24 protein-coding genes, 3 tRNA genes and 1 pseudogene are annotated in these 26,725 nt (G+C 64.9%); 22 read left to right on the top strand and 6 right to left on the bottom strand.

Annotated features, from left to right (window positions below; translation table 11 throughout):
* The first annotated feature begins 8 nt into the window (after nt 1–8).
* The gene (locus tag I0D00_RS01800; RefSeq protein WP_213638049.1) at nt 9–290 is read left to right on the top strand and encodes a GNAT family N-acetyltransferase; all 282 of its coding nucleotides are present in this window, start codon (nt 9–11) and stop codon (nt 288–290) included.
* 60 nt (nt 291–350) lie between these two features.
* On the opposite strand, the gene I0D00_RS01795 is transcribed toward I0D00_RS01800, so the two are convergent.
* Both I0D00_RS01795 and I0D00_RS01790 read right to left on the bottom strand, forming a co-directional pair.
* Entirely contained in the window at nt 351–1,427 is a 1,077-nt protein-coding gene (locus tag I0D00_RS01795; RefSeq protein ID WP_213638048.1) for a 3-deoxy-7-phosphoheptulonate synthase, read from the bottom strand.
* Between the two features lie 161 nt (nt 1,428–1,588).
* Nucleotides 1,589–2,008: a PilZ domain-containing protein gene (locus tag I0D00_RS01790; protein WP_213638047.1), complete on the bottom strand. Its 420-nt coding sequence runs from the start codon at nt 2,006–2,008 to the stop codon at nt 1,589–1,591.
* Here I0D00_RS01790 and I0D00_RS01785 point away from each other — a divergent pair.
* The 5 genes and pseudogenes from I0D00_RS01785 (at nt 2,007) to cysB (ending at nt 5,229) form a co-directional block, all read left to right on the top strand.
* Complete coding sequence (locus I0D00_RS01785) at nt 2,007–2,393, top strand: YbbN family protein (RefSeq protein ID WP_213638046.1); 387 nt, start codon at nt 2,007–2,009, stop codon at nt 2,391–2,393. The two genes, I0D00_RS01790 and I0D00_RS01785, sit on opposite strands and share 2 nt — an antisense overlap.
* 8 nt (nt 2,394–2,401) lie before the next feature.
* Nucleotides 2,402–2,527, top strand: a pseudogene (locus I0D00_RS01780) (2-dehydropantoate 2-reductase N-terminal domain-containing protein); the annotation flags it as partial.
* Between the two features lie 95 nt (nt 2,528–2,622).
* Nucleotides 2,623–3,528, top strand: a complete 906-nt coding sequence (locus I0D00_RS01775; RefSeq protein ID WP_213638045.1) for a 5'-nucleotidase — start codon at nt 2,623–2,625, stop codon at nt 3,526–3,528.
* A gap of 110 nt (nt 3,529–3,638) precedes the next feature.
* A complete protein-coding gene (locus I0D00_RS01770) occupies nt 3,639–4,139 on the top strand; it encodes a universal stress protein (protein WP_213638044.1) in 501 nt (166 codons plus the stop codon).
* 115 nt (nt 4,140–4,254) lie between these two features.
* Nucleotides 4,255–5,229 (top strand): HTH-type transcriptional regulator CysB, encoded by a 975-nt coding sequence (gene cysB / locus I0D00_RS01765; RefSeq protein ID WP_213638043.1) that lies wholly within the window; start codon nt 4,255–4,257, stop codon nt 5,227–5,229.
* Nucleotides 5,230–5,356: 127 nt separating this feature from the next.
* Here the strand turns inward: cysB and I0D00_RS01760 are convergent, their stop codons facing one another.
* Nucleotides 5,357–6,946, bottom strand: coding sequence for an ABC-F family ATPase (locus I0D00_RS01760; RefSeq protein ID WP_213638042.1), 1,590 nt, complete (start codon nt 6,944–6,946; stop codon nt 5,357–5,359).
* 1,010 nt (nt 6,947–7,956) lie between these two features.
* On the opposite strand from I0D00_RS01760, the gene I0D00_RS01755 reads away from it, so the two are divergent.
* From I0D00_RS01755 to I0D00_RS01715, 9 genes are all read left to right on the top strand, one after another.
* Entirely contained in the window at nt 7,957–9,867 is a 1,911-nt protein-coding gene (locus I0D00_RS01755; protein ID WP_246533159.1) for a multicopper oxidase family protein, read from the top strand.
* A gap of 24 nt (nt 9,868–9,891) precedes the next feature.
* Entirely contained in the window at nt 9,892–10,551 is a 660-nt protein-coding gene (locus tag I0D00_RS01750; RefSeq protein ID WP_213638041.1) for an SCO family protein, read from the top strand.
* Between the two features lie 228 nt (nt 10,552–10,779).
* Nucleotides 10,780–12,633 carry a multicopper oxidase family protein gene (locus I0D00_RS01745; RefSeq protein WP_338050371.1) on the top strand — a complete coding sequence of 618 codons (1,854 nt, stop codon included), beginning with the start codon at nt 10,780–10,782 and terminating at the stop codon, nt 12,631–12,633.
* A gap of 260 nt (nt 12,634–12,893) precedes the next feature.
* Entirely contained in the window at nt 12,894–13,538 is a 645-nt protein-coding gene (gene gacA / locus I0D00_RS01740) for a response regulator transcription factor GacA (RefSeq protein ID WP_213638039.1), read from the top strand.
* 1 nt (nt 13,539) lies between these two features.
* Nucleotides 13,540–15,363, top strand: coding sequence for an excinuclease ABC subunit UvrC (uvrC, locus tag I0D00_RS01735; protein ID WP_213640196.1), 1,824 nt, complete (start codon nt 13,540–13,542; stop codon nt 15,361–15,363).
* Nucleotides 15,364–15,396: 33 nt separating this feature from the next.
* Nucleotides 15,397–15,957 carry a CDP-diacylglycerol--glycerol-3-phosphate 3-phosphatidyltransferase gene (pgsA, locus tag I0D00_RS01730; RefSeq protein WP_213638038.1) on the top strand — a complete coding sequence of 187 codons (561 nt, stop codon included), beginning with the start codon at nt 15,397–15,399 and terminating at the stop codon, nt 15,955–15,957.
* Between the two features lie 67 nt (nt 15,958–16,024).
* A tRNA-Gly gene (locus tag I0D00_RS01725) sits at nt 16,025–16,100 on the top strand.
* Nucleotides 16,101–16,140: 40 nt separating this feature from the next.
* Nucleotides 16,141–16,214, top strand: a tRNA-Cys gene (locus I0D00_RS01720).
* A gap of 409 nt (nt 16,215–16,623) precedes the next feature.
* A tRNA-Leu gene (locus I0D00_RS01715) sits at nt 16,624–16,710 on the top strand.
* 214 nt (nt 16,711–16,924) lie between these two features.
* On the opposite strand, the gene I0D00_RS01710 is transcribed toward I0D00_RS01715, so the two are convergent.
* Nucleotides 16,925–17,131, bottom strand: coding sequence for a hypothetical protein (locus I0D00_RS01710; protein WP_213638037.1), 207 nt, complete (start codon nt 17,129–17,131; stop codon nt 16,925–16,927).
* A 242-nt stretch (nt 17,132–17,373) separates the two neighbouring features.
* Here I0D00_RS01710 and I0D00_RS01705 point away from each other — a divergent pair, with 242 nt between their 5' ends.
* Entirely contained in the window at nt 17,374–18,735 is a 1,362-nt protein-coding gene (locus tag I0D00_RS01705) for a UDP-glucose dehydrogenase family protein (protein ID WP_213638036.1), read from the top strand.
* Between the two features lie 39 nt (nt 18,736–18,774).
* A complete protein-coding gene (gene galU, locus I0D00_RS01700) occupies nt 18,775–19,614 on the top strand; it encodes a UTP--glucose-1-phosphate uridylyltransferase GalU (protein ID WP_213638035.1) in 840 nt (279 codons plus the stop codon).
* A gap of 52 nt (nt 19,615–19,666) precedes the next feature.
* On the opposite strand, the gene I0D00_RS01695 is transcribed toward galU, so the two are convergent.
* Entirely contained in the window at nt 19,667–20,089 is a 423-nt protein-coding gene (locus I0D00_RS01695) for a VOC family protein (protein WP_213638034.1), read from the bottom strand.
* A gap of 102 nt (nt 20,090–20,191) precedes the next feature.
* Between I0D00_RS01695 and gorA the strand changes: the two genes are divergently transcribed.
* The 3 genes from gorA to I0D00_RS01680 are packed head-to-tail and all read left to right on the top strand — an operon-like array spanning nt 20,192 to nt 22,578.
* Nucleotides 20,192–21,550 carry a glutathione-disulfide reductase gene (gene gorA / locus I0D00_RS01690; protein WP_213638033.1) on the top strand — a complete coding sequence of 453 codons (1,359 nt, stop codon included), beginning with the start codon at nt 20,192–20,194 and terminating at the stop codon, nt 21,548–21,550.
* 7 nt (nt 21,551–21,557) lie between these two features.
* Entirely contained in the window at nt 21,558–22,181 is a 624-nt protein-coding gene (locus tag I0D00_RS01685) for a trimeric intracellular cation channel family protein (RefSeq protein WP_213638032.1), read from the top strand.
* A gap of 10 nt (nt 22,182–22,191) precedes the next feature.
* Complete coding sequence (locus I0D00_RS01680) at nt 22,192–22,578, top strand: VOC family protein (protein ID WP_213638031.1); 387 nt, start codon at nt 22,192–22,194, stop codon at nt 22,576–22,578.
* Between the two features lie 58 nt (nt 22,579–22,636).
* Here I0D00_RS01680 and hutC read toward each other — a convergent pair whose 3' ends face one another.
* Nucleotides 22,637–23,389 (bottom strand): histidine utilization repressor, encoded by a 753-nt coding sequence (gene hutC, locus I0D00_RS01675; protein ID WP_213638030.1) that lies wholly within the window; start codon nt 23,387–23,389, stop codon nt 22,637–22,639.
* A 96-nt stretch (nt 23,390–23,485) separates the two neighbouring features.
* On the opposite strand from hutC, the gene I0D00_RS01670 reads away from it, so the two are divergent.
* Together I0D00_RS01670 and hutU are read left to right on the top strand one after the other, a co-directional pair.
* Nucleotides 23,486–24,847, top strand: a complete 1,362-nt coding sequence (locus I0D00_RS01670) for a formimidoylglutamate deiminase (protein WP_213638029.1) — start codon at nt 23,486–23,488, stop codon at nt 24,845–24,847.
* A 190-nt stretch (nt 24,848–25,037) separates the two neighbouring features.
* The gene (hutU, locus tag I0D00_RS01665; RefSeq protein ID WP_213638028.1) at nt 25,038–26,723 is read left to right on the top strand and encodes a urocanate hydratase; all 1,686 of its coding nucleotides are present in this window, start codon (nt 25,038–25,040) and stop codon (nt 26,721–26,723) included.
* Nucleotides 26,724–26,725: the final 2 nt, after the last annotated feature.

Here is a 26,725-nt window from a genome sequence, read left to right as displayed (position 1 = left end):
GAGTAGCAATGAGCGAGGCGTTGTCCATTCACCATGACCTCCGGGGTCATCAGTTCGAGACCACAGTCGATGGTGATCGTGCCTACCTGGCGTATATGGACCTGGGTAAGCAGACCTTGGACATCTACCGGACCTTCGTCCCGAACACCTTGCGCGGCCGCGGCATTGCCGCGGCATTGACCGAGCATGCCCTGCAGTACGCCGAACGCAGCGGTTACACGGTGATTCCGTCCTGCTCGTATGTCGAGCGCTATATCGAGCGCCGTCAGCGTCATGCCGTGAAGGGCTGAGCCTTTGCCGGGCAGATAAACAACGCCGGGCAATGCCCGGCGTTGTTTATCTGCCTCGCCTCAAGCGCGATGGCGCTTGGGCAGCACATCCTTGAGCTTGGCATGCATGCCGCGCAGGGTTTTCTCCGTGCTGTCCCAGTCGATGCAGGCATCGGTGATGGATACGCCGTACTTGAGCTGGTCGAGGTCCTTGGGAATCGACTGGTTGCCCCAACCCAGGTGGCTTTCCACCATGAGGCCGACGATCGACTGGTTGCCTTCGAGAATCTGGTTGGCCACGTTGTCCATCACCAGCGGCTGCAACGCCGGGTCCTTGTTGGAGTTGGCGTGGCTGCAGTCGACCATGATGTTCGGACGGATGCCGGCTTTGGTCAGTTCCTGCTCGCAGACGGCAACGCTGACCGAGTCGTAGTTCGGCTTGCCGTTACCGCCGCGCAGCACCACATGCCCGTAGGCATTGCCCTTGGTGGTGACGATGGACACGCCGCCTTCCTGGTTGATACCGAGGAAACGGTGTGGGCTGGATACCGACTGCAGGGCGTTGATCGCCACGGTCAGGCCGCCGTCGGTGCCGTTCTTGAAACCCACGGCCGAGGACAGGCCCGAGGCCATTTCGCGGTGAGTCTGGGACTCGGTGGTGCGGGCGCCGATGGCCGACCAGCTGATCAGGTCCTGCAGGTACTGCGGGGAGATCGGGTCCAGGGCCTCGGTGGCGGTCGGCAGGCCCATTTCCGCCAGGTCGCGCAGCAGCTGGCGGCCGATGTGCAGGCCGTCCTGAATCTTGAACGAGTCGTCCAGGTAGGGGTCGTTGATCAGGCCTTTCCAGCCGACCGTGGTGCGCGGCTTCTCGAAGTACACGCGCATCACCAGGTACAGGCTGTCCGACACTTCGGCGGCGAGCACCTTGAGGCGCTCGGCATATTCATGAGCCGCCTTGATGTCGTGGATCGAGCAGGGCCCCACGACCACGAACAGACGGTGGTCCTTGCCGTCGAGGATGTTGCGGATCACCTGGCGCCCCGTCGCAACGGTGTGCAGGGCCGAGTCGGTCAAGGGAATCTCGCGCTTGAGCTGCGCGGGGGTGATCAGGGTTTCGTTGGAGGCGACGTTGAGATCGTCGATCGGTAAATCAGCCATCGTGCTTTTCATCAGGTCAGAGTCGTCAGGTCACGGGTGCCGGCCGCCAGCGATCCCCGTGTGGCGGAGCACAGCAGTATGAGCACAGCGGGGAAGCTGAACCTTAGCGCGTTAAGGCCCGGCGAGACAATGGGGCGAAGGAGGTAAGTCGGGGGGAATGGCTAAGTGAGGCTGGCGTCGGAGAACTCGGCGGCGTGCTGGGCGATCCATTCGCGGGCGACGCTCTCGATCTGCAGTGCATGGCCCAGTTCCCGCTCGCGCTGCCGACGATAGTGCTCGATCTGACAAATCTGCTCGACCATGCGGGCGCGGAACAGGGTGTCCTCATCGGTGAAGGCGATGCCGACCAGATAGTCCTCCTCAAGCTTATGGCACCAGGCGACCACGCCCGGATAGCGGGCCTGCTCGCCGAGCAGCGGAATGCGCAACTCGACCGCGGTGCCGCGGCGAAAACCCCGGCTGGAGTTGCACGCCACGCCGCCGAGACTGATATTGTTCAGGCGCTGGGTGGGCACGAAGTCCTGTTTACGGAGCACCAGCTCCACCGGCATATCACTGGGATGACGCAAGAAACGACGCATGACTACCGACTCCCAATGCCATCAAATTGACATCGTTAACCACAGTATAGTGAATGAACTGCAACTGACAGATTTTGATGCCGATCGCCGCCTGCTCGATCTGCCCGGAATCTCCCTGCTGATATTTACCAGCATAGGCTGTGCCAGCTGTCGCTGGGCGCGCCGGGAGTTGCCGCAATTGGCCCTGCCGGTGGCGCGCCTGGCCTGGATAGATGCCGCCGATAACGCGGGGCTGGTGGCACGTTATGAGGTCTTCCACTTGCCGGCGCTGTTCGTGGTGCGCGACGGTCAATTCTTTGGCGAGCTGCGCAGTCGCCTGCAGGTCGGCGATCTACTCGATGCCTTGGGCACGGCTCTGTCGCGCCCCGCAGAGGAGCTTCCTTGAGTACGACGATCCACAGTCCACGTATCGGTGTCATCGGTATCGGGGCGATCGGCGGTTTCGACGGCCTGATGCTGGCGCGCGCCGGCTTCGATGTGCACTTCCTGCTGCGCAGCGAGTTCGCCCCGGTGGCCGAGCGCGAGGGCTGTGACATGCCGCGGGTGCGCGCCCTGCATCAGGCGCTGTACTTTCTCGACCGGGCCAAGCAATAGTCGTTGAGTCGGAGGTGGTCATGGGCAAGGGGCTGGACGACAAGCTGGTGTTGGCGATCTCCTCGAGCGCGCTGTTCGACCTGCGCGAGAGTCATCGGGTGTATGAGGGGCAGGGCGTCGAAGCCTACCGCCGCTATCAGATCGAGCATGAGGACGAGATCCTCATGCCCGGCGACGCCTTTCCTCTGGTCGAGAAGCTGCTCGGGCTGAACCTGGCCTTGGGGCAACCCAGGGTGGAAGTGATCCTGGTGTCGCGCAACAGTGCCGACACCGGCCTGAGGGCATTCAATTCGATTCAGCACTACGGCCTGGGCATCTCCCGCGCGGCCTTCGTCGGTGGTCGCAGCCCGGACCCCTACCTGGCCGCGTTCGGCTGCCAGTTGTTCCTCTCCACCCATGCCGAGGATGTGCGCAGCGCACTGCGTTCGGGCTTCGGTGCGGCGACCATTCTTTCCGGCGGGGCGCGGCGGGCGGCGAGCAACGAATTGCGCATCGCCTTCGACGGCGATGCCGTTTTGTTTTCCGACGAGTCCGAGCGGGTCTATCAGCAGGGCGGCCTGGCGGCCTTTCAGAGCCATGAGCGCGATGCCGCCCGCGAGCTGCTCGGCGGCGGACCGTTCAAGCCCTTTCTCGCCGCCCTGCACCGGTTGCAGCAGGAGTTTCCGGAGGAAGCCTGCCCGATCCGTACGGCGCTGGTCACCGCACGTTCGGCGCCGGCCCACGAGCGGGTCATCCGCACCCTGCGCGAGTGGAATATCCGCCTCGACGAATCATTCTTCCTCGGCGGCCTGGAGAAAGCGGCGATTCTCGAGACCTTCGGCGCCGACGTGTTCTTCGATGACCAGGCCGGGCATTGCGAGAAGGCGCGGGAGGTCGTGGCCACCGGCCACGTCCCCCACGGGGTGAGCAACGAGCCGAGCCGCTAGCCGGCGGCGTATATAGCCATTGGTCCTAAAAGGTCGCTGTTTGGTTGACTTGCGGATGGCGCTGCTAAGCTCAGAAAAGGGCCCGCCGCGCCGGCTGTCGAGGAGGCCGCATGATTCGCTCGATTCTCTACGCCACCGATCTCGGCCTCTACGCCCCCTATGTCCTGCAGCACGCGCTGGCCCTGACTCGCGCCTTCAACGCCGGCTTGTATGTCGTGCATGCGGTCGAACCCATGGGGCTGTTCGCCGAGTCGGTGCTGCAGACCTATCTGGATGAGGAGCGTCTCAAGGAGTTGCGCAACAAGGGCCTGAGCACGGTGATGGCGAGCATCGAGCAGCGGGTTCTGGAAGGCTTTCGCGACGAAGTCGACGAGGCGCAGCATGAACTGGACATGATTCGGGGCGTACGGGTGGTGCAGGGCGATCCCCCCCTGGTGATTCTCGAGGAGGCGCAGAAGCTCGCGGTGGACCTGCTGGTGGTGGGAAGCCACAGCCATGGCACCGAGTTGGAGATCCCCTTGGGGCGAACCGCCGCGCGTCTGGTGCAGTTGTCGGAAGTGCCGGTGTATCTGGTGCCGATGCTGCAGCATCGCGGCCGTGGCGAGCCCTGAAGGACGGCTGAAAGCACTTCTAAATAAACCGTCTAGATTTATTGATTAAACCATTAATATGGTTATATGACCTGCCGACACCTGTGCGGCCGCCTATCTGCTTTGAGGGTTTTCTATGAAGCTTCAGCAACTGCGCTACATCTGGGAAGTCGCGCATCACGACCTCAATGTTTCGGCCACGGCGCAGAGTCTCTATACCTCGCAACCGGGCATCAGCAAGCAGATCCGCTTGCTCGAGGACGAGTTGGGAGTCGAAGTCTTCGCCCGCAGCGGCAAGCACTTGACCCGGGTGACCCCCGCCGGCGAGCGGATCATCACCACCGCCGGGGAAATTCTGCGCAAGGTCGAGAGCATCAAGCAGATCGCCCAGGAGTTCTCCAACGAGAAGAAGGGCACCCTGTCCATCGCCACCACCCACACCCAGGCCCGCTATGCCCTGCCTTCGGTGATCAGCGGCTTCATCAAGCAGTACCCGGATGTGGCCCTGCACATGCACCAGGGTACGCCGATGCAGATTGCCGAGATGGCCGCCGACGGCACCGTGGACTTCGCCATCGCCACCGAAGGCCTGGAGCTGTTCAACGACCTGGTGATGATGCCGTGCTACCGCTGGAATCGCTGCGTGGTGGTGCCCCAGGGACACCCCCTGGCGAAGATGCCGAAGCTGACCCTGGAGGCCCTGGCCGAGCACTCGATCGTCACCTATGTGTTCGGCTTTACCGGGCGCTCCAAGCTGGACGAGGCCTTCAGCCACCGCGGCCTGACGCCGAAGGTGGTGTTCACCGCCGCCGATGCCGACGTGATCAAGACCTACGTGCGTCTGGGCCTGGGCGTGGGCATCCTGGCCAAGATGGCGGTGGACGCCAAGCTCGACCCCGACCTGGTGGTGCTGGATGCCAGCGACCTGTTCGAAGCCAGCGTGACCAAGATCGGCTTCCGCCGCGGCACCTTCCTGCGCGGCTTCATGTGTGACTTCATCGAGAAGTTCGCCCCGCACCTGACCCGCGACGTCCTGGCCAAGGCCATTCACTGCCACAGTAAATCGGAGCTGGAGGAACTGTTCCACGGCGTCGAGCTGCCGACCTACTAGCGCGAAAGCCGCGCTGCTTGGGCGGACCCGCTGGGTGCAGGGTCGCTCGGGAGGCGCAAAGAAGAATGCCCGTATCGCGAGATACGGGCATTTTCGTTAGGCAGGCCGCCGGGCGGTGGCGGATCGGTCAGACCAGCACGCCCTGGCTGCGCAGGTAGTCGTCGTAGCTGCCGCTGAAGTCGACCACGCCGCTGTCGCTCAGTTCGATGATGCGGGTCGCCAGGGAGGAGACGAACTCACGGTCGTGGCTGACGAAGATCAGCGTGCCGGGGTAGTTCTCCAGCGCCAGGTTGAGTGCCTCGATGGACTCCATGTCGAGGTGGTTGGTCGGTTCGTCCATCACCAGCACGTTGGGCTTCTGCAGGATCAGCTTGCCGAACAGCATGCGCCCCTGTTCGCCACCGGAGATCACCTTGACCGACTTGAGGATCTCGTCGTTGGAGAACAGCATGCGCCCCAGGGTGCCGCGCACCAGCTGTTCGCCGCCCTGGGTCCAACGGCCCATCCACTCGAACAGGGTGCTCTCGTCGGCAAAGTCGTCGGCATGGTCCTGGGCGTAGTAGCCCAGCGCGGCGCTGTCGGTCCACTTCACCGTGCCGGCATCAGGCTGCAATTCGCCGACCAGGGTGCGCAGCAGGGTGGTCTTGCCGATACCGTTGGGGCCGATGATGGCCACCCGCTCGCCGGCTTCCACGGTGAAGCTGAAGCCCTTGAACAGCGGCTTGCCGTCGAAGCCCTTGGCCATGTTGTCCACGGTCACGGCCTGGCGGTGCAGCTTCTTGGTCTGCTCGAAGCGGATGAAGGGGCTGACCCGGCTGGACGGCTTGACCTCGGCCAGCTGGATCTTGTCGATCTGCTTGGCCCGCGAGGTGGCCTGCTTGGCCTTGGAGGCGTTGGCCGAGAAGCGGCTGACGAAGGTCTGCAGCTCGGCGATCTGCGCCTTCTTCTTGGCGTTGTCCGACAGCAGCTGCTCGCGCGACTGGGTCGCGGCGGTCATGTATTCGTCGTAGTTGCCCGGGAACAGGCGCAGCTCGCCGTAATCCAGGTCGGCCATGTGGGTGCACACGCTGTTGAGGAAGTGGCGGTCGTGGGAAATGATGATCATGGTGCTGTTGCGCGCCGTGAGGATGTTTTCCAGCCAGCGGATGGTGTTGATGTCCAGGTGGTTGGTCGGCTCGTCCAGCAGCAGCACGTCCGGGTCGGAAAACAGCGCCTGGGCCAGCAGTACGCGCAGCTTCCAGCCCGGCGCGACCTCGCTCATCGGGCCGAAATGCTGGGCCAGCGGGATGCCCAGGCCCAGCAGCAGTTCACCGGCGCGGGACTCGGCAGTGTAGCCGTCCAGTTCGGCGAACTCGGTCTCCAGTTCGGCCACCGCCATGCCGTCTTCCTCGGTCATCTCGGCCAGCGAGTAGATGCGGTCGCGCTCGGCCTTGATCCGCCACAGCTCGGCATGGCCCATGATCACCGTGTCGATCACATTGAAGTCTTCGTAGGCGAACTGGTCCTGGCGCAGCTTGCCCAGGCGCACGTTGGGCTCCAGCATGACTTGACCGGCCGAGGGCTCCAGGTCTGCGCCGAGGATCTTCATAAAGGTCGACTTGCCGCAGCCGTTTGCTCCGATCAGGCCGTAGCGGTTGCCGTTGCCGAACTTGACGGAAACGTTCTCGAACAGCGGCTTGGCGCCGAACTGCATGGTGATGTTAGCGGTGGAAATCAAAATTCTTACCTATCAATAACTTAGGGTTCGCTGGGATGGGCCGATAGCGATTCGCTAGCAATATTCAGCGCTCCAGCCGGAGTCTGAGTTGATCCAGCGGGCATACGTTGACAGCAGCATCAGCGCACCATGGCCGAGCTGCTGGGAAATTAATGCGGGGTTCACGCCAGATATTCGGCGCATTGTCGCATAGGTGCGACGGCAGTTGCATGAAGGCCGATGCCTGAAGCCCAGTACCGTCAGGCTCGGCGCCGTTGTCGATGCGCATCGGGTCGCGCGGGGAACGGGCTTGCCGCCGGTTTTCGCAGCATCCGCCATATCTTAGGTGTTTAGGCGCTCTGGCGACCGGTCCTGGCTCAGGCAGCCTCCGTGCTTCCGGCCATGGACAGTCCATTTGGCGGCGATTATCCCCCTTGAAGGGGCACTTAGTCAGAAGCAGACCGCTTGGCGAGTCGCGTCTCGTCCTTGTCGTTAGCTCATCGCGACTGATTGGGCCGAATGCTTCGGGAACGATCGACTTATGCCACTTGCAGAGTATAAAAAAATAGCAATATCAAAGAGATAGATTTACTGATTGCCAGATAAATTACGGACGACGTTTGCTTGACAATGCCAGGGAGCAATTCTTTAGTTAACCGTGGGAGAGGGAAGAATCATCTGTTATTCGCGAAGGAGAGGGCGCGAACAAACTGCGCAATAGCGCTAGGGGAGGTTGTGATGGACAGGTTGCTGCATGTTCCCGAGAGGAGACCTTGCCTTCACGATCTTATTCTGCTGGCTCCCTTGCATGGGCCTCCCTTTTCCTGAGCCGTGGCCTCGACGAGCTACGGCGCCATATCCACGTCCTCGCTGTTTCGCGACAAGGCTGCGGCCAACTGTCGCGAAGAGGACTGGTCATGGCCATGACTTCACTCAGCAGCATCTGTGGTCTGCGCCTGGCGCGCAGGGGTGCTTCGTGCGGCCTCGAGATTGGCTGGGCTGCGCCAGAGAACGTTAATGAGGAAAACGCCATGAAGACCCGACCACTGAAGCATACGGACCGGTTAAAGGCAGGGGACTGGAAGATCTCCATCCGTGCCGGCGGCTGGGAGCCGGTACCCGAGCTCCCGGGCGAGCTGGCGAACGGCGAGGGGCGGCGTGATTTCCTGCGGCTCACGGCGGCGGCCATGACGGCGCCGCTGTTCTTCGCGTCTTCTGCAAGCGAGGCTCGCCGCCGGCGCCGCGGGCGTGATCCGGAGCCGGAGCCGGAGCCGGAAGAGCCGGCGCCGCCGGCGGTGCCGCCCAGCCCGCCGAGCATTCCCTGGGTCGAGGAGCTGCCGGAGGAGCCGCCTATTCTCGAGGCCAGCGAGCTGGACCCGCTCCCCACGGGCCTGGCACAGACTGCTCTGGGCGAGTGCGGGCGTGACAAGCATCAACGCTGGGACGAGCTGTATGCCACTGCGCGCCAGTACCCGCCGGCGCTCTATGAGCTGAGTGTCGAAGAGAATGACGACTGGGAATTCAACCCGGCCTATCCGAAGCAGCGCATCTGGGGCTTCACCGGCGACTCCGGCAAGGCGACCACCCCGGGGCCGACCATCCTGGCCCGCTATGGCCAGCCGGTGGTGGTGCGCTTTAAAAACAACCTGCCGCAGGACCATGTGGGCTTCGGCTCGCCGGAAATCTCCATGCACCTGCACAACGCCCACGTCGGCTCGGAGAGCGACGGCTTCCCCGGCGACTTCTTCAGCCCGCTGAAGGCCGGCCCCACCCTGGCCGCACCGGGACGCTGGAAGGACCACTTCTACTCCAACATCTATGCCGGCTACGACGCGCTGCAGAACGGCATCGGCGACCAGCGCAACGCCCTGGGTACCCTGTGGTACCACGACCACACCTTCGACTTCACCGCGCCCAACCTCTATCGCGGCATGGCCGGCTTCTACCTGCTGTACGACCATATCGACTCGGGCGACGAGCGCGACCCGAGCCCCAGCGCCCTGCGCCTGCCGAGCTACCCTTACGACTACCCGCTGAGCTTCGGCGACCGGCGCTTCGACGCCAATGGCATGCTGCTCTACGACCAGGTGGGGCCGGACGGCACCCTGGGCGACAAGGTGGCGGTCAACGGCAAGATCGAGCCGGTGCTGCGCGTGGCGCGGCGCAAGTACCGTTTCCGCCTGCTGGATATCGGCCCGAGCCGCATCTACGAGCTGTTCCTGACCCGTACCAACGGCGTCGCGCAGACCTTCACCTACATCGCCAACGACGGCAACCTGCTGCCCGCGCCACTGCGCAACCAGATCAGCGTACGCATCGCCGTGGCCGAGCGCGCCGACATCGTCATCGATTTCTCCAGGTACAGCATCGGCACCGAGCTGTACCTGTCCAACCGTCTGCAGCAGAACGAGACGCGCCGGCACGAGGGGCTTGGCGCCGCCACCCCGCTGCTGAAGTTCATCGTCGACCGCGAACCGGACGAGCAGGACCTCAGCCAGGTGCCGAATGCGCTGCGTGAGCTGCCGCCCCTGGACCCGGCGGAGATCGCCGCCGCACCGGTACGGCGCTGGGTGTTCGAGCGCAAGAACGGCATGTGGGCGATCAATGGCCAATTCTTCAACCCCAACCAGCCGCGGGCGGTCATTCCCAAGGGCGGTGCCGAGGTGTGGGAGTTGGTCAATATCGACAACGGCTGGGACCACCCCATCCATATCCACTTCGAGGAGGGGCGCATCCTCAGCATGACCCGCGACGGCGTCAACGTGCCGGTGCCGCCGCACATGCAGGGCCGCAAGGACGTCTTCGTGCTCGAGCGCAACTCGAGCTTCCGGGTGCTCATGCGCTTCCGCGATTTCGTCGGCAAGTACGTGATGCATTGCCACAACCTGATCCATGAGGATCACGCCATGATGCTGCGCTGGGACATCAAGGAAGACGACTAGTCGCCGAGACCGGAGGTAATTGCGATGAACACGCGAAGAAAAGTACTGGCCGGAATGGGGGCGGTGGCCCTGGGCGGCCTGCTCTGGCAGCGTTTCCCGGCGGAGGCGGACAGCGATATCCTCGACACCGTGGAGGCGCCGGAGCCCACCTACTTTCCCAACGTCTGGGTCCGCACCCACGAGGGCGAGCGGGTGCGCTTCTACGACGATCTGGTGCGCGGCAAGATCGTCACGGTCAACATGATGTACGTGGACTGCTCGGGCGCCTGCCCGACCATGACCTCCAACCTGCGCCGGGTCCAGGAACTGCTGGGCGAGCGGTTGGGCCGGGATGTGTTCATGTACTCCATCACCCTGCAGCCCTTGCTCGACCGGCCGCAGCAGCTCAGGGAATACGTCAGGCAGCAGCGCCTGCTGCCGGGCTGGAAGTTCCTCACCGGCGCGCCGGACGATATCGAGCGCCTGCGCTACGGGCTGGGTTTCTACGACCCGGACCCGGAAGTCGACCGCAACCTGGCCACCCATACCGGCATGTTGCGGGTCGGCAACGACCGCAACGAGCGCTGGACCATGGCGCCGGCCCTGGCCGACCCGGAACGCATCATCACCACCATCAACCATGTCGATGGCGCCATGGTGCATACGGTCTACAAGGGGCACCAGGACAGCTCTCGCGTCGGTTAGCAGGCACCGAGCGGTGCCGTTAGGGAGCGTTTTGATGCTCGCAGCAAGGAGGTGCTCGGGCCCTAAACAAGGGTGAGTGTGATGAAACACACAACAGCCGGAAGCGGTAAGGACAAGAGTGATGCGTTATCTCATGACGCGTCTTCCCCGAGGCCAGTAGATGCCTTGCAAGAAATGGCGGCAGAGGACAATGGCCGCCGGGCCTTTATCACGGGTACGGCGGCGGGCTTGACGCTACCGCTGCTGCTGAGTAGCACGAGCGGTAGCGCCAAGAGGCGGGAGCGTCGGGACGACGATGACGCCGAGCCGGATGACCGGCCGGAGAAGAGCCCGCCAACCATCCCCTGGCAGATAGAGCTGCCATTGGCCTATGAGCCGTTGCAAGCCGTGGTGCTCGACCCGGCGCCGCAGGAGGAGGCCAATATCGCGGCGGGCGAGGCCGGCCGCGACGCCCATCAGCGCTGGGACGAGCTCTATGTACGGCCGAGGGAACTCCCGCCGATCCACTACGCGATCAGCGCCGAGGAAAACCCCGCCTGGATCTTCAATCCGGCCTATCCGCCCCAGCGCACCTGGGGCTTCGCCTATGGCGGCAATGCCGCGACCACGCCGGGGCCCACCATAGTCGCGCGCTACGGCCAGCCGACCATAGTGCGCATCTACAATCGACTGCCCCGGGACCACAAGGGCTTCGGTACGCCGGAGATCTCCACCCACCTGCACAACGCGCACACGGCCTCGGAGAGCGACGGCTTTCCCGGGGACTACTACAGCGCGGTCAAGGCCGGGCCGACCCTGACCGCTCCGGGCCAGTTCAAGGACCACTTCTACCCCAATATCTACGCCGGGTACGACGAACTGCAAAATGGCATCGGCGACCCCCGCGAGGCCCTGGGCACGCTGTTCTATCACGACCACACCATGGATTTCACCGCGCCCAATCTGGTGCGCGGCCTGATGGGCTTCCTCCTGCTCTTCGACGAGGTGGACTCGGGCGACGAGCGCGACCCCAACCCCGCGGCGCTGCGCCTGCCCAGCTACCCCTACGACTACCCGCTGGACTTTGCCGACCGGCTGTTCGACCGCAACGGCATCCTGTACTACGACCAGGTTGACCCGGACGGCACCCTGGGCGACAAGGTCACCGTCAACGGCTATATCGAGCCGCTGCTGCGGGTGGCGGCGCGCAAGTACCGCCTGCGCCTGCTCAACGGCGGCCCGAGCCGCTTCTACGAGTTCTACCTGGTCGACGGCAACGGCAGGGCGCAGCCCTACACCTATATCGCCAACGACGGCAACCTGCTGCCCGCCCCCCTGTTCAACCAGTACCGGGTGCGCCTGAGCGTGGCCGAGCGCGCCGACATAGTGGTGGATTTCGCCCGTTATCCGATCGGCACCGAACTTTATCTGGTCAACCGCCTCGAGCAGGACGACAGCCGCCGACCGGACGAGGCGGAGGCACCGGGCATGCGGGTGCTGAAGGTCATCGTCGATCGCTTTCCGCCCGAGCAGGACCTCAGCCGGGTGCCGCCGCTGTTGCGCGAGTTGCGTCCGCTCGACCCGGTGGAGATCGCCGCAGCCCGGGTGCGCCGCTTCGAGTTCGAGCGCACCAACGGCATGTGGGCGATCAACGACAAGTTCTTCAACCCCCTGCGCAGCGCAGTCGAGATCGGCCAGGACGCCGTCGAGGTCTGGGATCTGGTCAACGATTCGGGCGGCTGGGCCCATCCCATCCACATTCACTTCGAGGAAGGACGGATCATCGCCAAGTTCGTCGATGGCACCGACGACGACGATGAGGTGGCCGTGCCGCCCCATGAGCAGGGCCGCAAGGACGTCTTCAACCTGGCGCCCAACTCGCGGGTCAAGGTGCTGCTGCGCTTTCGTGACTTCCTCGGCAAGTACGTGATGCACTGCCACAACCTGATCCACGAGGATCACGCCATGATGCTGCGCTGGGATGTCGTAGGCCCGGATCGACCGCTTGCCGATGATGCTCCGGACGCGCCCGAAGCCCCGCCGCAGGAGCGGGGCGGCCGTGACCGGCGGCGCTCGTCACGGCGCAAGGGGCGCGAGTCCTAGCCGCTGCCCGTCGTCGGGCTCGCGCAGCCCCCGGTCACCACCTGTATGCCACATCCACTACGGTGTCCGGCCATGCTTCCAGAACCCTTGCACTAGAGCGGGCGCCGTGGGGCGGCCAAGTCATTGAGGCAGTACGATTTTTCTGGCGTTTGCTATTTGACGCAGCTGCACCAAACTAGGTTTGTGCCGCGTTTTTTTGATATGGTGACGGCGGAAAACACCAACTCAGTCCGCAGCAGTGATGCGCATAGGGAGCTCGCTTGATTAGGGTGCTGGTGGTCGATGACCACGATCTGGTTCGCACAGGCATCACGCGCATGCTGGCCGACATCGACGGCCTGCAGGTCGTGGGACAGGCCGAATCCGGCGAGGAATCGCTGAAGAAGACCCGCGAACTCAAGCCCGACGTCGTCCTGATGGACGTCAAGATGCCCGGCATCGGCGGTCTGGAGGCGACCCGCAAGCTGTTGCGCAGTCATCCCGAGCTGAAGGTGGTGGCGGTTACCGCGTGCGAGGATGACCCTTTCCCCACCCGGCTGCTGCAGGCCGGGGCGGCCGGCTACCTGACCAAGGGCGCCGCGCTGGCGGAGATGGTCCAGGCCATCCGCCAGGTGTTCGCCGGCCAGCGCTACATCAGCCCGCAGATCGCCCAGCAGCTGGCCCTGAAGTCCTTCCAGCCGCAGAGCCATGCCTCGCCGTTCGACCTGTTGTCCGAGCGCGAGATCCAGATCGCCCTGATGATCGCCAGCTGCCACAAAGTGCAGAGCATCTCCGACAAGCTCTGCCTGTCGCCGAAAACGGTGAACACCTACCGCTATCGGATCTTCGAGAAGCTGTCGATCACCAGTGACGTCGAACTCGCGCTGCTCGCGGTGCGCCACGGCATGGTCGATGCCGTCAGCTGAGATGAACACCCCGTTCGACGCCGGCGCCTTCCTCGCCACCTGCAGCAGCCGACCGGGCGTCTACCGCATGTTCGACGCCGACGCCAAGCTGCTCTACGTCGGCAAGGCGAAGAACCTGAAGAAGCGCCTGGCCAGCTATTTTCGCAAGAGCGGCCTGGCGCCCAAGACCGCGGCGCTGGTCGCCCGCATCGTCCAGGTCGAGACCACCATCACCGCCAACGAGACCGAGGCGCTGCTGCTCGAGCAGACCCTGATCAAGCAATGGCGGCCGCCCTACAACATCCTGCTGCGCGACGATAAGTCCTATCCCTATGTGTTCCTCTCCGATGGCGAGTTTCCGCGCCTGGGCATCCACCGCGGGGCGAAGAAGCTCAAGGGCCGTTATTTCGGCCCCTACCCCAGTGCCGGGGCGATTCGCGAGAGCCTGGGCCTGCTGCAGAAGGCCTTCCTGGTGCGCCAGTGCGAGGACAGTTACTTCAAGAACCGCACGCGGCCGTGCCTGCAGTACCAGATCAAGCGTTGCAAGGGGCCCTGTGTCGGCCTCGTCGACCCGCGGGAATACGCCGAGGACGTACGCCATTCGGTGATGTTTCTCGAAGGCCGCAGCAACGCCCTGAACGCAGAGCTGTCCGCGGCCATGCAGCAGGCCGCCGCCGCGCTGGACTTCGAGCGGGCCGCCGAATTGCGCGATCAGGTGGCCTTGCTGCGCCGGGTGCAGGACCAGCAGAGTATGGAGGGCGGCAGCGGCGATGTGGATATAGTCGCCTCCATGGTCAACCCCGGGGGCGCCTGCGTGCACCTGATCAGCGTGCGCGGCGGCCGGGTGCTCGGCAGCAAGAATTTCTTCCCGCAGGTGGCGATAGAGGAGGAGGGCAGCGAGGTGCTGCTCGCCTTCCTCGCTCAGTACTACCTTAGCAGCCAGGAGCGCGACCTGCCCGGCGAGCTGATCGTCAACGCGCAGCACGAGGACTTCCCCACGCTGATCGCCGCCGTCGCCGAGGCGCGCGGCCGCGAGCTGAGCATCAGCCATCGCGTGCGTGGCACTCGAGCGCGCTGGCAACAGCTGGCCGTGACCAATGCCGAACAGGCCCTGGGCGCGCGCCTGGCCAACCGCCAGCATGTGGCCGCGCGCTTCGAGGCCCTGGCCGAAGCCCTGAATATGGAGGAGATCCCGCAGCGCCTGGAGTGCTTCGACATCAGCCACTCCAGCGGCGAGGCGACCGTGGCGTCCTGCGTGGTGTTCGGACCGGAAGGCCCGCTGAAGTCCGACTACCGGCGCTACAACATCGAGGGTGTCACCGCCGGCGACGACTACGCGGCCATGCACCAGGCCCTGACCCGCCGCTTCAGCAAGATCAAGGACGGCGATGGCAAGCTGCCCGACATCCTCCTGGTCGATGGCGGCAAGGGCCAGCTGGCCATGGCGCGCGAAGTGCTCGCGGAACTGGCGGTGCCAGACCTGCTGTTGCTGGGCGTGGCCAAGGGCACCACCCGCAAGCCTGGGCTGGAAACCCTCTACCTCAACGACGCCGCCCACGAGTTCACCTTGCCAGGCCACTCGCCGGCCCTGCACCTGATCCAGCAGATTCGCGACGAGTCGCACCGTTTTGCCATCACCGGCCACCGCGCGCGGCGCGGCAAGGCCCGGCGCACCTCTAGCCTGGAGGAGGTCGCGGGGGTCGGGCCGAAGCGCCGCCGGGAGCTGCTCAATCATTTCGGCGGCTTGCAGGAACTGACTCGCGCCAGCGCCGAGGAGATCGCCAAGGCACCCGGTATCAGCAAAAAGCTCGCCGAGTCGATTTATGCCGCCTTGCACAGCGAGTAGAATGCCGGCTCACCTCGCAGCCCAGTTGTGCCGATGAATATCCCCAACCTGCTTACCGTGCTCCGCGTCCTGCTGATCCCGATCTTCATTCTGCTGTTCTACCTGCCATTCTCCTGGAGCTATTGGGCCGCCAGCGGTGTGTTCGCCTGCGCCGCGGCCACCGACTGGCTGGATGGCTATCTGGCACGGCGCTGGGAGCAGAGCACGCCCTTCGGCGCCTTCCTCGACCCGGTAGCCGACAAGCTGATGGTGGCCGTGGCCCTGGTGCTGCTCGTGGCCGAGCATGCCAACCTTTGGCTGACGCTGCCGGCGGCGATCATCATCGGCCGGGAAATCGTGGTCTCGGCCTTGCGCGAGTGGATGGCCGAGCTGGGGGCCCGCGCCCATGTGGCGGTGTCCAGCCTGGCCAAGTGGAAAACCGCCGCGCAGATGGTTGCGCTGATCATCCTGCTGGCCAATCCGCCGTTGTTCAGCCTCTGGGTCCTGCTCGGCTATGCGCTGCTGATCGTCGCCGCGGTACTGACCCTGTGGTCGATGCTGCAGTATCTGCTGGCCGCCTGGCCGCACCTGAGCACCGCCGTGGAAAAGAAATAAACTTTTTTGAATCAAGGGGTTGACGGGAGGTTCTGAAGCTATAGAATGGCGCCCGTCACCAAGACAAGCGGGAATAGCTCAGTTGGTAGAGCACGACCTTGCCAAGGTCGGGGTCGCGAGTTCGAGTCTCGTTTCCCGCTCCAGTTTCAACGGGCCGTTATGCAACGGCCCGTTTGGTTTCAAGGCTGAGTAGCAGAGTGGTTATGCACCGGATTGCAAATCCGTGAACGCCGGTTCGATTCCGACCTCAGCCTCCAATTAGAAAGCCCCAAGCAGTTGATAGTGCTTGGGGCTTTTTTGTTTGCCTGGTGTTACTTCTTACGGCGCACTCTGCGTGAGTCAGGGCCGCTTATGCAGCCTTGTCGAGTGGCTGTGGAACCGTTCCAGTCAATGCGCCCCAGTGTCCGAGTGGCACCTTTGGGCGGCGAAGGTACTTCGCGCAACTAGATGTGGACTGCCCTCAAACTGAGCGCCCACCTTCGGAGGCGCTCTGAGCCAGGCCCAGGAAAGCTCTTAAAATTAACGAGTTATGAGATTTATCAACAAGAAATGGCCGCTTGCGGGGCAACCGAGTGCTGTATATAGTCCCGACCTCGCTAGAGATCGCTGGCACTGCAAGCTGCAACAGAAGCCAGTCTGAGCAGCCAGGTGACGCATCACCACAGCGCCCCGATGGTGAAATTGGTAAACACAGCAGACTTAAAATCTGCCGACCGCAAGGTCTTGCCGGTTCGATTCCGGCTCGGGGCACCATTAAAGATCAGGCGTTCTCTGACTCGCCTGAAGTCCACAGAAAACGGCCTAATGGCCGTTTTTTCGTTTCAAGGAAAGCAACTAGCGCTACCAAGCCAGCTGCGCCTGGAGGCGGCCAGGAATAATCAGTCCCTGGCGGCGATAGGCCTCGATATCGATGCCGAAGGCGCCGGTCGGGCGCACTTGTGCGACACGGTAGGCGTTGCCGGTTTCGTCACAGGGATTCTTTAGCGGTGGGCTTACAGGGCTTCTTGCTGCTGTCGAGCACGCGCAGCAGGCGCGTGATGATGGCCACTTCGCCGCCGTTCCGTTCGACGCACTCTCCGGGCGCAAACGTCCCGACCAAGGGGATGAAGGCGAGAACCACTTCCTCGTCGAACTGGGCATCGGCCGCGTCGAAGAGGAGGCGCAGCGCCTGCATGGTAAGGATGTATCCATGAGGCCTCTCCAGACGGCGGACCAGGGTAATGGCTAATGGCCGCCAGCAATTGTCGGTCCTTGCCAGCGGGCTGTGACTATAGCGTCTGCTTTCCCTCTCGCCGTTAGCTGGCGTGACGAGGCTCTCGTGGCGTCGTCAGTCCGTTCACGGCACTGTCATGACCATGCCATATGCCTGCCACATGCATTGGTTGCAATCGGTGCAACTCTTCCGGAGGAGCGACCATGAGAATCAGTGTAATCGGGGCGGGCTATGTGGGCTTGGTGTCTGCGGCATGCTTCGCCGAGATGGGCAACCGGGTGGTGTGCATAGAGCGCGACCCTTCGCGGGTCGCCCGCTTGAAGCAGGGGGAGGCGACCATCTACGAACCCGCCCTGGAGCCGATGCTCAGGGCGCACCTGGCCAGTGGCCAACTGAGCTTCAGCCAGCAGATGGCGGAGGGCATTGCCCAGGCCGAGGTCGTCTTCATTGCCGTGGGTACGCCGAGCGGCGAGGACGGCTCGGCCGATCTGTCCCACGTCATGGCAGTGGCCACGGAGCTGGGCGAGCATCTGCAGCAACCTTGCCTGGTAGTCGACAAGTCCACGGTTCCGGTGGGTACCGCCGAGAGAGTGGCGCAGCGCATCAATCTCGGCCTGGGCAAGCGCGGCAAGGGCTTTCGCGTGGTGGTGGCCAGCAATCCGGAGTTCCTCAAGGAAGGATCGGCCGTCGACGATTTCATGCGCCCGGACCGGGTGATCATCGGCTGCGATGACCCTGCCGGTACCGAAGCGCTGCGCCGGCTCTACGCCCCGTTCCTGCGTAACCATGAACGCCTGCTGTGCATGGGGGTGCGGGCGGCGGAGTTCAGCAAGTACGCGGCCAACGCCTTTCTCGCCACGAAAATCTCCTTCATCAACGAGATGGCCGGGCTCTGTGCGCGCCTGGACGTGGATATCGAGCAGGTGCGCCGGGGCATCGGCAGCGACAAGCGCATCGGCACCCACTTCATCTACGCCGGCTGCGGCTATGGCGGCTCGTGCTTCCCCAAGGACGTGCGCGCGCTGATCCGCGCGGCGGAGCAGGAGGGCATAGAGCCGGGCATCCTGCGCGCAGTCGAGGCGCGCAACGCCCTGCAGAAGACCCTGCTGTTCCAGGCGCTGCGCGAGCATTTCTCGGGCCACCTGCAGGGCCGAGTGGTCGCCCTCTGGGGCCTGGCCTTCAAGCCGGGCACCGATGATCTGCGCGAGGCGCCCAGCCTGGTGCTGCTGGACGCGCTGCTGGCGGCCGGAGTCCGCGTCCAGGCCTGCGATCCGGTGGCTACCGGTGGCGTCGCTGCGCGTTATGCCCAGGCCCAGGAGAGTGGCCAGCTGCGGCTTAGCGAGTCGCCCTACGGCGTCGTCGAGGGGGCCGACGCCCTGGTGCTGGTGACGGAATGGAAACAGTTTCGCCAGCCGGACTTCGCCCGGATCCGCGGCATGATGCGCATGCCAGTGCTATTCGACGGGCGCAATGTCTACGACGCCGGCCAGCTCGCCGAGCTGGGTTTTCTCTACCGCGGCATCGGCAGGCCGGCGCTCGGGCGTTGTTTGGTCAGCGCAGCCTGATAGACTGCGTCGGCATTCTGTTCCCTGTTAAGGAGTCCCATGATTAAGAAATGCTTGTTCCCAGCCGCCGGTTACGGCACGCGCTTTCTACCCGCAACCAAGGCCATGCCCAAGGAAATGCTGCCGGTGGTGAACAAGCCGCTGATCCAGTATGGCGTCGAAGAGGCGCTGGCCGCCGGCCTGACCGAGATCGCCATGGTCACCGGTCGTGGCAAGCGCTCGCTGGAGGACCATTTCGATATCAGCTACGAGCTGGAGCATCAGATTCGCGATACCGACAAGGAGAAATACCTGGTCGGCATCCGCCGCCTGATCGATGAGTGCAGCTTCTCCTACACCCGCCAGGTGGAGATGAAGGGCCTCGGCCATGCGATCCTCAGCGGCCGCCCGCTGATCGGCGACGAGCCTTTCGCCGTGGTGCTGGCCGATGACCTGTGCCTGAATCTGGAGGGCGACGGCGTTCTGTCCCAGATGGTCAAGCTGTACAACCAGTTCCGCTGCTCGATCGTCGCCATCCAGGAGGTACCCGCGGAGGAAACCCACAAGTACGGGGTGATCGCCGGCGAGATGATCCGCGATGACATCTACCGGGTGCACAACATGGTGGAGAAGCCCAAGCCGGAGGATGCGCCGTCCAACCTGGCCATCATCGGCCGCTACATCCTCACCCCGGACATCTTCAAGATCATCGAGGACACCCCGCCGGGCAAGGGCGGCGAGATCCAGATCACCGACGCGCTGATGAAGCAGGCCCAGGACGGCTGCGTGCTGGCCTACAAGTTCAAGGGCCAGCGTTTCGACTGTGGCGGCGCGGAAGGCTACATCGACGCCACCAACTTCTGTTTCGAGCACCTGTACAAGACCGGCAAGGCCTACTGAGCCTCGGCCTGAGACAGAGCAGAACAGCCACCTTCGGGTGGCTGTCTTGTTCTCAGGGGATGGGCATGGCCTCCGAACCCGGCCCCAGGGGTTGGCCGTAGCTGAACTCCACGTAGTTTCCCGCCGGGTCGCGCAGGCCGCAGTAGTAGCCGACCGGATAGGGTTCATCGCGCGGTGCCCAGACCAGGCAGCCGGCCGCCTGCGCCCTGGCGGCCACGGCATCGACCTGCGCTCGGCTCGCCAGGGCAAAGCCGAAATGGCTGTAGTCGTCCGCGGCCAGCTGGCGATCGACACCACCGGGCATGATCACGAAGATAAAGCTGTGCTCCTTGCCCGGCTCGGCCATCCAGACGATGCGCGAGCCCTTGCCTGCGCGCTCGTGGATCACCCGCATGCCGCAGAACTCGGAGTAGAACGCCACGCAGGCATCCAGATCGGGGACATGCAGGGCTAGGTGGGTGAGGGTAGGGGGCATGGCGGTTCTCCCGTTCGACACCCTTCAAGCATAGGTCCGGGCGCCGCCTTCAGGCTATGACCGCGATTGCGCTATGCTGGCGGCCTGCTAAGGAGGCTGAGCATGACCTACGATTTCGACCTGTTTGTGATAGGGGCCGGTTCCGGCGGCGTCCGCGCCGCGCGCTTCGCCGCAGGCTACGGCGCCCGCGTGGCCGTGGCGGAGAGCCGCTACCTGGGCGGCACCTGCGTCAATGTCGGCTGCGTGCCGAAGAAGCTGCTGGTGTATGGCGCGCACTTCGCCGAAGACTTCGAGCAGGCCGCTGGCTTCGGCTGGTCGCTCGGCGATGCACGGTTCGACTGGCCGACCCTGATCGCCAACAAGAACCGCGAGATCCAGCGCCTCAACGGCATCTACCGCAACCTGCTGGAGAGCAGCGGGGTGACCCTGCTCGAGGGTCATGCGCGCCTGCTCGATGGCCACAGCGTGGAGCTGGACGGCCAACGCTACAGCGCCAAGCACATCCTCATCGCCACCGGCGGCTGGCCGCACATCCCCGAATTCCCCGGCAGCGAGCATGCGATCAGTTCCAACGAGGCCTTCTACCTCGAGCAGCTGCCCAAGCGCGTGCTGGTGGTCGGCGGCGGCTATATCGCGGTGGAATTCGCCTCGATCTTCCATGGCCTGGGGGCCCGGACCTCGCTGCTCTATCGCCGCGAGCTGTTCCTGCGCGGTTTCGACGGCGCCGTGCGCCGCCACCTGCGCGACGAACTGGGCAAGCGCGGCCTGGACCTGCAGTTCAATAGCGACATCGAACGCATCGACAAGCAGGCCGATGGCAGCCTGCTGGCCACCCTGCAGGATGGTCGCACGCTGGCGGCCGACTGCGTGTTCTACGCCACCGGCCGGCGGCCGATGCTGGACAACCTGGGCCTGGAGAACACCGCGGTGGCGCTGAACGACGCGGGCTTCATCCGGGTCGACGAGCACTTCCAGACCAGCGTCCCGTCGATCCTGGCCATCGGCGACGTGATCGGGCGCGTGCAGCTGACCCCGGTCGCCCTGGCCGAAGGCATGGCCGTGGCGCGGCGGCTGTTCAAGCCCGAGGCGTATCGCCGGGTCGATTACCAGACGATCCCGACCGCCGTCTTCAGCCTGCCCAATATCGGCACCGTGGGGCTCTCCGAGGAGCAGGCGCGGGCCGAGGGCTTCGAGGTGCAGGTCTACGAGAGCCGCTTCAGGCCGATGAAGCTGACGCTCACCGAATGCCAGGAGCGTACCCTGATGAAACTGGTGGTCGATGCCGAGACCGACCGGGTACTGGGCTGCCACATGGTCGGCCCGGAGGCGGGGGAGATCGTCCAGGGCCTGGCCGTGGCGCTGAAGGCCGGGGCCACCAAGCAGGTGTTCGATGACACCGTAGGCGTGCACCCGACCGCCGCCGAGGAGTTTGTTACCATGCGCACCCCAATCACCGTCTGAAGGTCGCATGACGCAACTCTTCTATCTGGCCGACCTGTTCGGCGTGGCGGTATTCGCCATCACCGGTGCGCTGATGGCCGGGCGCAAGTCCATGGACCTGTTCGGCGTGCTGGTCATCGCGGTGATCACCGCCCTCGGCGGCGGCACCCTGCGCGATCTGATCCTGGACAACCACCCGGTCAGCTGGATTCGCGACGACACCTATATCGCCGTGGCGACCCTGACGGCCGTCGGCACCGTGCTCTGGGTGCGCCTGACCCGCCCGATCCACGAAACCGGCCTGCTGATCGCCGACGCCTTCGGCCTGGCCGTCTTCACCGTGATCGGCACCGAAGTGGCGATGCAGCACGGCGTGCCGCTCAGCACCGCGGTGATCATGGGGGTGATGACGGGGGTGGCGGGTGGCGTGATGCGCGACGTGATCTGCAACGAGATTCCGCTGATCTTCAAGAAGGAAATCTACGCCACCGCCTGCATCGCCGGGGCGCTGGTGTTCATCGCCCTGCGCCTGCTGGAGACGCCGCACTGGCTGGATACCGGCATCGCCATGGCCACCGTCCTCGGTATTCGCCTGGCGGCGATTCGCTGGCATTTCTCCTTGCCACGCTTTCACCTGCTGGACCGTGACTGAGATGGGGCCGATGATCGATCGCCTGGATCACCTGGTCCTGACCGTGGCCGACATCGACGCAACAGTGGCGTTCTACGAGCGCGTCCTGGGCATGCGCCACGAGCTGTTCGGCAGCGGTCGCAGCGCCCTGGTATTCGGCCAGCAGAAGCTCAACCTGCATCGACTCGGTCGGGAGTTCGAGCCCAAGGCGCGGCGGCCAACGCCGGGTGCCATCGACCTGTGCCTGATCAGCAGCTGGCCGATCGAGCAGCTGCTCGCCCACCTGGCCGCGCAGGGCGTCGCCGTGGAGCAGGGGCCGGTCATGCGCACCGGCGCGCTCGGGGCGATCGAGTCGGTGTATTTCCGCGATCCGGACGGCAACCTCATCGAAGTCGGCCACTATCCGCAACACCCTTAGCCCACAGGGGCAGCCGAACTAGCGGCAGGCGCCCATCATTCTCCGGGTACGCGCCGCTCTACGACTTGAAGCGTCCTTCCAGGCGATGCCGGGAACCGGGATGGAGCAGGCGTGCCGAAGACACCGCGCGCTGGCCCGACCAGGTCCGGCGGCGTATCAGCAGACAGGGCTCGCTCCCCTCGACCTGCAGCAGGCGGCACTCCTCCGGCTCGGCGAGTATCGCCTCGACCACGTGTTCGCCTTCGGTCAGCGGGGCGACTTTCGACAGGTAGGCATAGGGCGTGAGGCGGGTGAAATCCTGCTGGAGGTAGTCGGGCGCCAGCAGCGCATTGACGTGGCGGTCCTCGAGCTGCACCGGCAGATCGTTCTCATAGTGCACGATGACCGAGTGAAAGACCTCCTGGCCCTCGCGCAGCTCCAGGGCCTGGGCGGTCTCCTGACTGGCCGGCTCGCGGCCCAGATGAATCAGTTGACTGTGGTAGCGATTGCCCCGGGCTGCGATCTCGTCGGCGATGTTGTTCACGGCGAACAATGCCGAGTGGCCTTTGGGTTCGGCGACGAAGGTGCCCACGCCCTGCATGCGGGTCAGCAGGCCGTCGTTGGTCAGCTCGCGCAGGGCGCGGTTGATGGTCATGCGGCTGAATCCCAGCTCCTCGACCAGCTCGCTTTCCGATGGCACCCGGTGGTGCGGCGGCCAGGTGCCATTCTTGATCTGCTGGACGATCAGCTGCTTGACCTGGGCATACAGCGGCGCCGGCGCATCGCTGAGCTGAGACGCCAGAGTGGCGGGCTTGGGTTCGGTGTTCGCCATGTAACGCTCCTTGCTGGTCCTGGGCCGTCGTTTACACTGGCGGCAAAGGCATGTATATGTATATACAAATAAAGGCCAGTACTTAGGACAATCATTATGCCTGCATTTTTCGCCGCTCGCGCACTGCTTGCCGAAGGCTGGGCGCAGAACGTGCGTTTCGAGGTCGATGCCGCCGGTTACCTGGAAAAAATCACGGCCAACGGCTCGGAAGAGGGGGCGCAGCGGCTCGCCGGACCGGTCCTGCCAGGCATGCCGAACCTGCATTCCCATGCCTTCCAGCGGGCGATGGCGGGTCTGGCGGAGGTGGCGGCCCATCCTGACGACAGCTTCTGGACCTGGCGTGACCTGATGTACCGCCTGGTCGAGCGGCTGGATCCCGAGCAGTTCGAGGTCGTCGCCCGCCAGCTGTATATCGAGATGCTCAAGAGCGGCTACACCAGCGTCGCCGAGTTCCACTATGTGCACCATGACAGCCGCGGCCAGGCCTACGCCGACCCGGCGGAGCTGGCCCTGCGCATCGCCAGCGCGGCGCAGGACGCCGGCATCGGCCTGACGCTGCTGCCGGTGCTCTATTCCCATGCCGGTTTTGGCGGGCAGGCACCCAGCGCGGGACAGCGGCGCTTCGTCCACGGCACTGACAGCTACCTGAAGCTGGTCGAACGCCTGCGCCCCGAACTGGCCGGGCGGCCGGGCCAGCACCTGGGGCTGTGTTTCCATTCGCTGCGGGCGGTCACCCCGCAGCAGATCGCCGCGGTCCTGGCGGCCGAGCGGAGCGACTGTCCGATACACATCCACATCGCCGAGCAGCAGAAGGAGGTCAGCGACTGCCTGACCTGGAGTGGGCGCCGGCCGCTGCAGTGGCTGTACGAGCATGTGGCGGTGGATCGGCGCTGGTGCCTGGTGCATGCCACCCATGCCAATCCCGAGGAAGTCCGCTGCATGGCTCGCAGCGAGGCGGTCGCGGGCCTGTGCCTGACGACCGAAGCCAACCTGGGCGACGGCATCTTCCCGGCGGTGGACTACCTCGCCCAGGGCGGGCGGCTGGGCATCGGCTCGGACAGCCATGTCTCGGTGAGCGTGGCCGAAGAGTTGCGCTGGCTGGAGTACGGGCAACGCCTGCGCGACCAGAAGCGCAACCGCATCTACCGCCGCGACCAGCCGACGATCGGCCGCAGCCTGTTCGACGCCGCCGCTGCCGGCGGCGCCCAGGCGCTCGGGCAGCCGGTCGGGGGGCTGGCGGTCGGCAAGCGTGCGGACCTGCTGGTGCTCGACGGCGATGACCCGTACATCGCCACGGCGCAGGGGGACGCCATTCTCAACCGCTGGCTGTTCGCCGGCGGCGACCGGCAAGTGCGGGACGTGCTGGTGGCGGGGCGCTGGGTGATTCGCGAGGGCCGGCATGCCGCTCAGGAACAGACCCAGCAGGCCTTCGCCCGCGTGCTGCGGCAGATGGCCTGAGCCACAGGGGGAGGTCGTTGCCGGGCCCGAGGCAGGCGGCGCGGCGTGGTAGACCAGTGATGCGTTGCGACCCCGCCCGGGTCGGAAAAGCCTTGATTCAAGTTGTATATACATGATTAGATATGCGCATGCCTCGTCAAGACTCGCAAGCAGCGTCGGGCAGGCGGCACTACTTTCTGGAGGATTCCCTGTGAGCAACTCGACCCGTTTCCGTGATGTCGAAATCCGCGCCCCGCGCGGCACCCAGTTGAACGCCAAGAGCTGGCTGACCGAGGCGCCGCTGCGCATGCTGATGAACAACCTCGACCCCGAAGTGGCGGAGAACCCCAAGGAGCTGGTGGTCTATGGCGGCATCGGCCGCGCCGCGCGCAACTGGGAATGCTTCGACGCCATCGTCGAGTCGCTCAAGCAGCTGAACGACGACGAGACCCTGTTGGTGCAGTCGGGCAAGCCGGTCGGCGTGTTCAAGACCCACAGCAACGCGCCGCGGGTGCTGATCGCCAACTCCAACCTGGTGCCGCACTGGGCCACCTGGGAGCACTTCAACGAGCTGGATGCCAAGGGCCTGGCCATGTACGGCCAGATGACCGCCGGCTCCTGGATCTACATCGGCAGCCAGGGCATCGTCCAGGGCACCTACGAGACCTTCGTCGAGGCCGGTCGCCAGCACTACGGCGGCAACCTCAAGGGCCGCTGGGTGCTGACCGCCGGCCTCGGCGGCATGGGCGGCGCCCAGCCGCTGGCCGCCACCCTGGCCGGCGCCTGCTCGCTGAACATCGAGTGCCAGCAGAGCCGCATCGACTTCCGCCTGCGCAGCCGCTATGTCGACGAGCAGGCCAGCGACCTGGACGACGCCCTGGCGCGCATCGCCAAGTACACCGGCGAAGGCAAGGCCATCTCCATCGCCCTGCTGGGCAATGCCGCCGAGATCCTCCCGGAGCTGGTCAAGCGCGGGGTGCGCCCGGACCTGGTCACCGACCAGACCAGCGCCCACGACCCGCTCAACGGCTACCTGCCGATCGGCTGGACCTGGGAGCAGTACCGCGACCGCGCCCAGAGCGAGCCGGCCGCTGTGGTCAAGGCCGCCAAGCAGTCCATGGCCGTGCACGTGCAGGCCATGCTGGACTTCCAGAAGCAGGGCGTGCCGACCTTCGACTACGGCAACAACATCCGCCAGATGGCGCTGGAGGAGGGTGTCGAGCACGCCTTCGACTTCCCCGGCTTCGTCCCGGCCTATATCCGTCCGCTGTTCTGCCGCGGGGTCGGCCCGTTCCGCTGGGCCGCGCTGTCCGGCGACCCCGAGGACATCTACAAGACCGACGCCAAGGTCAAGGAGCTGATCGCCGACGATGAACACCTGCACCACTGGCTGGACATGGCCCGCGAGCGCATCGCCTTCCAGGGTTTGCCGGCGCGTATCTGCTGGGTCGGCCTGGGCCTGCGCGCCAAGCTCGGCCTGGCCTTCAACGAGATGGTCCGCAGCGGCGAGCTGAGTGCGCCGGTGGTGATCGGCCGCGACCACCTGGATTCCGGCTCGGTGGCCAGCCCCAACCGCGAGACCGAGGCCATGCAGGACGGCTCCGACGCCGTCTCCGACTGGCCGCTGCTCAACGCCCTGCTCAATACCGCCAGCGGCGCCACCTGGGTCTCGCTGCACCACGGTGGCGGCGTGGGCATGGGTTTCTCCCAGCACTCCGGGGTGGTCATCGTCTGCGACGGCACGGACGAGGCCGCCGCGCGCATCGCCCGGGTGCTGCACAATGATCCGGCCACCGGGGTGATGCGTCACGCCGACGCCGGCTACCAGATCGCCATCGACTGCGCCCGCGAACAGGGCCTCGACCTGCCGATGATCACCTCGGGCAAAGGAGCCTGAAC

This window comes from Pseudomonas lalucatii (assembly GCF_018398425.1).
GTDB classification, from domain to species: domain Bacteria; phylum Pseudomonadota; class Gammaproteobacteria; order Pseudomonadales; family Pseudomonadaceae; genus Aquipseudomonas; species Aquipseudomonas lalucatii.
The sequence above is the reverse complement of the archived record's forward strand: the minus strand, read 5'-3'. Positions and strand labels throughout refer to the sequence as shown.